Below are 527 nucleotides of genomic sequence, written 5' to 3' on the forward strand. Positions count from 1 at the left end.
AAATTCACATTAAGGAAATCATCGATACCAACACCATCACCACCCTCTTCACCTTCGCCATCACCACCACCTTCGTACAAACCGATTGTCGCTAGGTTGTTCTCAATAGAGCCACCAACGGTGTTATTACCATTAATAGATGTGAAGCCCCAACGAATACCTAACTCGTCCATGTTACCCTCACTGATGGTCACAATTCGGGCTTCAATTTGTACTTGTTTGACTGGGATATCGAGCGATTCAATGATTTCGCGAATAACGGCGATGTTCTCTGGCAATTCTCTGATTAATAGCGAATTGGTTCGTTCATCAATGGTCATACTGCCACGCTCTGACAACATGCTAATGTTGCCTTCACCATTAATCATCTCTGCAATATCCGAAGCTTTAGCAAAATTGACTTTGATGATTTCTGATGAAAGTTCCCCCATTTCTTCCGTCAGTTTTTGTTTTTCTAACTGCTGCTTCTCGCGCAAATCCAGCTCATCGGTCGGGGCGACCAAAATCACGTTGCCATCAACACGCTT

At 43.8% G+C, this 527-nt stretch carries 1 protein-coding gene; it reads right to left on the minus strand.

Translation table 11 applies throughout. The features are described 5' to 3' along the window. Nucleotides 1–527: secretin N-terminal domain-containing protein (locus R7093_RS27835; RefSeq protein WP_318147358.1), on the minus strand; the 527-nt coding region annotated here is incomplete at both ends.

The sequence above is a fragment of the Vibrio sp. 1580 genome, from assembly GCF_033340055.1.